The 6,469-nt window shown below is 71.6% G+C and carries 6 protein-coding genes; 1 reads left to right on the forward strand and 5 read right to left on the reverse strand.

What is annotated here, in order from left to right; all coding sequences use genetic code 11:
* Window positions 1–3: 3 nt before the first annotated feature.
* Window positions 4–303 (reverse strand): Asp-tRNA(Asn)/Glu-tRNA(Gln) amidotransferase subunit GatC, encoded by a 300-nt coding sequence (gene gatC / locus VIP82_RS16795; protein WP_331910661.1) that lies wholly within the window; start codon window positions 301–303, stop codon window positions 4–6.
* Between the two features lie 60 nt (window positions 304–363).
* On the opposite strand from gatC, the gene VIP82_RS16800 reads away from it, so the two are divergent.
* Window positions 364–2,064: a long-chain-fatty-acid--CoA ligase gene (locus VIP82_RS16800; RefSeq protein WP_331910663.1), complete on the forward strand. Its 1,701-nt coding sequence runs from the start codon at window positions 364–366 to the stop codon at window positions 2,062–2,064.
* A 3-nt stretch (window positions 2,065–2,067) separates the two neighbouring features.
* Here VIP82_RS16800 and VIP82_RS16805 read toward each other — a convergent pair whose 3' ends face one another.
* From VIP82_RS16805 to VIP82_RS16820, 4 genes are all read right to left on the reverse strand, one after another.
* The gene (locus VIP82_RS16805) at window positions 2,068–2,376 is read right to left on the reverse strand and encodes a YciI family protein (protein WP_331910665.1); all 309 of its coding nucleotides are present in this window, start codon (window positions 2,374–2,376) and stop codon (window positions 2,068–2,070) included.
* 38 nt (window positions 2,377–2,414) lie between these two features.
* Complete coding sequence (gene ligA / locus VIP82_RS16810; protein WP_331910675.1) at window positions 2,415–4,787, reverse strand: NAD-dependent DNA ligase LigA; 2,373 nt, start codon at window positions 4,785–4,787, stop codon at window positions 2,415–2,417.
* A gap of 97 nt (window positions 4,788–4,884) precedes the next feature.
* The gene (gene mnmA / locus VIP82_RS16815) at window positions 4,885–5,982 is read right to left on the reverse strand and encodes a tRNA 2-thiouridine(34) synthase MnmA (protein WP_331910667.1); all 1,098 of its coding nucleotides are present in this window, start codon (window positions 5,980–5,982) and stop codon (window positions 4,885–4,887) included.
* Window positions 5,983–5,991: 9 nt separating this feature from the next.
* A partial coding sequence (locus tag VIP82_RS16820) for an aminotransferase class V-fold PLP-dependent enzyme (RefSeq protein WP_331910669.1) occupies window positions 5,992–6,469 on the reverse strand: 478 nt, incomplete at its 5' end.

Raw genomic sequence — 6,469 nt, forward strand, 5'->3', positions numbered from 1 at the left:
CCCTTACTGCTCTTCGCCGAGGATCGCTGTGACGCGGAACCGGCCGTCCGCCGCATCCGGTGCGTTCTGCAGCACCTGCGCGGGCGTCAGCAGGTCCCCTGGAACATCCGGCCGGAACACGTTCTCGAGCGGGATCGGGTGGCTGGTGGCGGCGACGTCGGGTGTGGCGACCTCGGAGACCTTGGCGATGTTGTCGACGATCGCGTCGAGCTGGCCGGTCAGGCGGTCGACCTCCTCGTCGCTCAGCTGGATCCGGGCGAGCACACCGAGATGGCGCACGAGATCGGGGGTGATTTCAGACACCCCTCCAGCCTACCGGGGCCGCGCCCCTGGCCCACGGCGGCCCCGGCGTAGGCTGATCGCGTGACGACCTACGACCCGCCGCGCCCCTGGATCGCCAGCTACGCCGAAGGCGTTCCGGAGGACCTCGCACCCGTGACCGGCTCCCTCGTCGACATCGTCGACGCGTCGGCGCGCGACTATCCGGATGCCGCGGCCCTGCAGTTCTTCGGACGCGAGACGTCGTACCGGTCTCTGCACGAGCAGATCGAGCGTGCGGCCGCGGGGCTCCGCGAACTCGGTGTGAAGGCGGGCGACCCCGTCGCGATCGTCCTCCCGAACTGCCCGCAGCACATCGTCGCGTTCTACGCGATCCTGCGACTCGGGGCTGTCGTCATCGAGCACAACCCGCTGTACACACCGCGTGAGCTCCGCAAGCAGTTCGAGGACCATGGCGCGAAACACGCGATCGTGTGGACCAAGGTCGTCGCCAGCGTGCAGGAGTTCCCCGCCGACCTGGCCGTGACCAGCCTCGTCTCCGTCGACGTGATCAAGGCGATGCCGTTCGGCACGCGCGTCGCGCTCCGGCTGCCCGTCGCGAAGGCGCGCGAGGCACGGGAGGCGCTCAGCCAGCGCGTGTCGGGCACGGTCGCGTGGGAGCAGGTCGTGGGCAGCGCCCCGCTGCCGGCATCCCACCCGCGCCCCGGCACCGATGACCTCGCCCTCATCCAGTACACGAGCGGGACCACGGGCACACCCAAAGGCGCGGCGCTGACGCACCGCAACCTGCTGTCCAACGCGGCGCAGGCGCGCGCCTGGGTCCCATCGATCGTGCGCGGCGACGGCTGTGTGGTCTACGCCGTCCTGCCGATGTTCCACGCCTACGGCCTCACGCTGTGCCTCACGTTCGCGATGTCGATGGGCGCGCGGCTCGTGCTGTTCCCGCGCTTCGACCCCGACATGGTGCTGGAGGTCACGAAGAAGCACCCCGCCACCTTCCTGCCTCTCGTGCCGCCCATCGCCGATCGACTGCTCAAGGCCGCGCGCGAGAAGGGAGTGTCGCTCGCCGGAACCGAGGTCGCGATCTCTGGGGCGATGACACTGCCCCACGAACTCGTCGTGCCGTTCGAAGCGGCGTCCGGCGGCTTCCTCGTCGAGGGCTACGGGCTCAGCGAGTGCTCGCCGGTGCTCATGGCGAACCCGGTCGCCGACAATCGTGTGCCCGGCACGGTCGGTCTGCCGCTGCCCGGCACCGAGTGCCGTGTCGTGGATCCCGACGACCCGACGCAGGACGTGCCCGCGGGCGCGCGGGGCGAGCTCGTCGTGCGCGGTCCGCAGGTCTTCGGCGGGTACTACGGCAAGCCCGAGGAGACCGAGGCGGTTTTCACCGACGGCTGGTTCCGCACCGGCGACATCGTCACCATCGACGACGCGGGGTTCGTGCGCATCGTCGACCGGATCAAGGAGCTCATCATCACGGGCGGCTTCAACGTCGCCCCGACCGAGGTCGAGAACGCTCTGCGTCAGCATCCGCAGGTCGAGGACGCGGCCGTCGTCGGCCTGCCCAGCGAGCACTCGGGCGAGGAGGTCGTCGCCGCGATCGTCGTCGGACAGGGCGAGGAGATCGACGTCGAGGCGGTGCGCGAGTACGCGCGCGGCATCCTGACGCCGTACAAGGTGCCCCGCAGGATCTACGTCGTCGACGAGCTTCCGAAGTCCCTCATCGGCAAGGTGCTGCGCCGGCAGGTCCGCGATCGGCTGCTGACCTTGAACACCGGCGTCTGACGCTCACTCCCCAAGTCCGTCGCGGGCGACCGCGATCCGGTACGGGTGGACTGTCGCGTCGAACACCCCGGTCGCGACCGCGGGGTCGGCGCGCATCACCTCGCGAGCCGCCGCTTCGTCGTCCGCCTCGAAGATGGTGATGCCGAACGTGCCCTCGGCCTCCTGCGTCCGGCCGGCGAGGATCAGGATGCCGCGATCGCGCAGAGCGACGAGGTACGCGAAGTGGTCCCCGACGATCCGCTGCTCGCCGGGAGTCGGATCGCTCACCATCGCGGGCCGCGAAGGGACGATGCGATACAGCCACTGCGCCATGCCGCCATCATCCCAGTCGCGAGCCGCGGCCGCACGGGTCAGCCGGCGTCGGAAGCGGCCGCGCCGAGCGCCTCGGGCCCCTGCGTCACCAGAACGTGGAACTGCGCGGCATCGAGGATGCGGATGCCGAGCTCCTCGGCCTTCGCGAGCTTGGATCCGGCGCCCGGACCTGCGGCCACGAAGTCGGTCTTCTTGGAGACGCTCGAGGCCGCCTTGCCGCCGGCTTTGAGGATGGCCTCCTGGGCACCCTCGCGGCTGTAGCCGTCGAGAGAACCGGTCGCTACGACCGTGATCCCGTCGAGCACTCCCCCCGCGTCGACCGCGGCGCCCGGCCCGGGGTGGCCCGGCGTGGCCAGCTGCGCCCCCGCCGCCACCCAGCGCTCGACGATCTCGCGGTGCCAGTCGACCTCGAACCAGTCGAGAAGCGAGTCGGCGATGATGCCGCCGACGCCTTCCACCCCCGCAAGCTCGTCGCGCGACGCCGTGCGGATCGCCTCGACCGAGCCGAACCACTGTGCCAGCGCACGGGCTGCGACGGGACCGACGTGCCGGATGTTCAGCGCGACCAGGAACCGCCACAGCTCCTTGGTCTTCGCTCGCTCGAGCTGATCGATGAGGGTCAGGGCCTGCGCCGACGGTTGGGCTCCGGTGAGGCCTGCCTTCTTCTCGGCCTGCGTCGGATTGCGGCGGAAGGGCGAGCGCCGGACGACGGCGCCGGTCTTCTCGTCGATGCGCGGCTCACCGGTCTCGGCGTCGCGGACGACCACCTCGATCGGCACGAGCTGCTCGACGGTGAGCTCGAAGAGGGTCGCCTCGGTCTCCAGCGGCGGCACGTCCGGAACGGACGGCTGCGTCAGCGCCGCCGCCGTGACCTCGCCCAGCGCCTCGATGTCGAGCGCGCCTCGCGAGCCGATGTGCTCGACGCGCCCGCGCACCTGTGCCGGGCAGGCGCGCGTGTTCGGGCAGCGCAGATCGATGTCGCCCTCCTTGGCGGGGGCCAGGGGCGAGCCGCACTCGGGGCATACGGCGGGCATCACGAACTCGCGCTCCGTGCCGTCGCGCAGCTCGACCACGGGACCCAGGATCTCGGGGATGACGTCGCCCGCCTTGCGGAGCACGACGGTGTCGCCGATCAGCACGCCCTTCGCGCGGACGACGTCCTGGTTGTGCAGGGTCGCCTGCCGCACCACGGACCCCGCGACGCGCGCGGGCGCCATGACCGCGAAAGGCGTCGCGCGCCCGGTGCGGCCGACCGAGACGACGATGTCGAGCAGCTTGGTGTTGACCTGCTCCGGCGGGTACTTGTACGCGATCGCCCACCGCGGAGCGCGACTGGTCGCGCCCAGCTCGTCGTGGAGCGCCAACTCGTCGACCTTCACGACGACGCCGTCGATCTCGTGCTCGACGTCATGACGGTGCTCGCCGTAGTGGGCGACGAAGTCCAGCACGCCCCCGATGTCATCGGAGGTGCGGAAGTACGGGCTCGTCGGCAGCCCCCACTCGGCGAGCAGTGCATAGATCTCGCTCTGCGAGTCGACCGGGGGGCGGTTCCACGCGCCGATGCCGTGGACGAACAGCCGGAGGGAATCCAGCCGCGCCTGCCCCGCCTCGCGCTCGAGGCCGTCTTTCTTGTCGAGCTGCTGGCGCAGGCCTCCCGAAGCCGCGTTCCGCGGGTTCGCGAACGAGGGGAACCGCCGCTCGGCGCTCAGCCGGGCCTTCGCCTCGTCGAACGCGCGGCTGCGGGCACGGGTCTCGTCGACGGCGCGGTCCCGCATGGCGGCCTGAAGCGCGTTCAGCTGCTCGAACGCGGCGACCGGGATGAACACCTCGCCGCGGACCTCGACGATATCGGGGTGCCCGCTGCCGGCCAGTCGCTGTGGGATGCCGGCGACGCGGACGGCGTTCACCGTCACGTCCTCGCCGATCCGGCCGTCGCCGCGGGTGGCGGCGGAGGTCAGCACGCCGCGCTCGTAGCGCAGGCTGATCGCCAATCCGTCGATCTTGAGCTCGGTGAGCCAGCGCACCCGCCGGCCGGCCGACGTCTCGGCCTTGAGGCACCAGTCGCGCAGTTCGTCGAGGCTGAACACGTTGTCGAGGCTCAGCATCCGCTCAGCGTGCTCGACGGGGGCGAACATCGAGCTCTCGGCCGCGCCGACCGTCTGCGTCGGCGAGTCCTGACTCTGCAGCTCGGGGTGGAGCCGCTCGAGCTCTTCGAGCCGGTGCATCCAGCCGTCGTACGTCGCGTCGTCGACGATCTCGGCGTTGCGGCCGTAGTAGGCGTCGCGCGCGTCGAGGATGCGCTCGGTCAGCGCCTCGGCCTCGGCTCGCGAGGCGTCGAGACCCGCATCGGCGGCGAGACCTCCATCGGCGGCGAGGGCGGTCGGCGCATCGAGCGGCGCGGTGGCTGGCATACCGAGGTCATCCGTCACCACGCCAGTCTAGAAGCGGGCTCAGACAGCATCGACGGACCCTGCAGCGCCGGTCGGCGGCAGCCGCCGGCGCGTGCGCTCACACGTCTGCGGGGACCGCCGACACGGTGCGGTCGATCGTGAACTGCCCGATCACCCGCGTGCCGTCGTACAGCACGGCGGTCTGCCCCGGGGCGACACCGTCGAAGGGGGTCTCAGGGACCACGGTGAGCAGGCCCGCCGCCAGCGTGGCGGTCGCCGGCACCGGATCGGCGTGCGCGCGGATCTGCACGTGGCAGTGGAACTCGCCCGCCTCCTGCGGACGTCCGGCCCAGGAGAAGCGCCCACCGGCGATCTCTGCCGTCGCGAGGGCCTCCTTGGGGCCGACGACGACCGTGTTCGACACCGGGCGCACCTCGAGCACGAACCGCGGCTTGCCGTCGGGCGCGGGCACGCCGAGCTGCAGGCCGCGCCGCTGGCCCACGGTGAAGGCGTGGGCGCCCTCATGCGAACCGACGACGGCCCCGTTGCGATCCAGGATGTCGCCGCGCTCAGCGCCGACCTTGTCGGCGAGCCAGCCGCGGGTGTCGCCGTCCGGGATGAAGCAGATGTCGTGGCTGTCGGGCTTGTGCGCGACGGTGAGCCCGCGCTCCTCGGCCTCGGCCCGCACGAGCGCCTTGGAGGGCGTCGCCCCGAGCGGGAAGTAGGTGTGGGCGAGCTGCTCGGCGTTCAGCACACCGAGCACGTAGGACTGGTCCTTGGCGGCATCCGAGGCACGGTGCAGCTCGAGACCTTCCGCGCCGTCGACGAGCGTGGCGTAGTGACCGGTGCACACCGCGTCGAACCCCAGCTCCAGCGCCCGCTCGAGCAGGGCCGCGAACTTGATCTTCTCGTTGCACCGCATGCAGGGGTTGGGTGTCCGGCCGGCGCGGTACTCGGCCACGAAATCGTCGATGACGTCGTCGCGGAAGCGCTCGGAGAAATCCCATACGTAGAACGGGATGCCGAGCCGATCGGCCGCGCGCCGCGCATCCATGGCGTCCTCGATGGTGCAGCAGCCGCGGCTGCCGGTGCGCAGCGTCCCGCCGGCGCGCGAGAGCGCCAGGTGCACGCCGACGACGTCGTGTCCCGCCTCGACGGCCCGGGCGGCCGCGACAGCGGAGTCCACTCCGCCGCTCATGGCCGCAAGGATTCGCATGGGTACAGTCTACGAACCCGGACCTGACCGGGACCCGGATGCCGCGCGCGCCCGCTGGACGACGCCCGGAAGAGCGGCGAGCACCGCGTCGACGTCGCCCTCGACGGTGGTGCGGCCGAGCGTGAACCGCAGCACCTGCCGCGCCTCGGCATCCGTCCGCCCCATCGCGAGCACGACGTGCGACGGCTCGGGCACGCCCGCCTGACACGCAGAGCCGGTCGATACCGCGATCCCGGCGAGGTCGAGCAGAAACAGCAGGGTCTCCCCCGATGCGCCGGGGAACAGCACGTGTGCGTTGCCGGGAATCCGGTCGACGGGGTCGCCGAGCAGTTCGGCATCCGGGATGCTGCGACGGATGCCGCCCACGAGTCGGCCCCGCAGCGTCCCGAGGCGCACCGCCTCGGCTTCCCGCTCGTCCCGCACGGCCTCGGCAGCCACCGCGAAGGCCGCCGCGCCGGCCACGTCCGGCGTGCCGGCGCGCAGGCGC

Source organism: Microbacterium sp. (genome assembly GCF_036566905.1).
Lineage (GTDB): Bacteria > Actinomycetota > Actinomycetes > Actinomycetales > Microbacteriaceae > Microbacterium.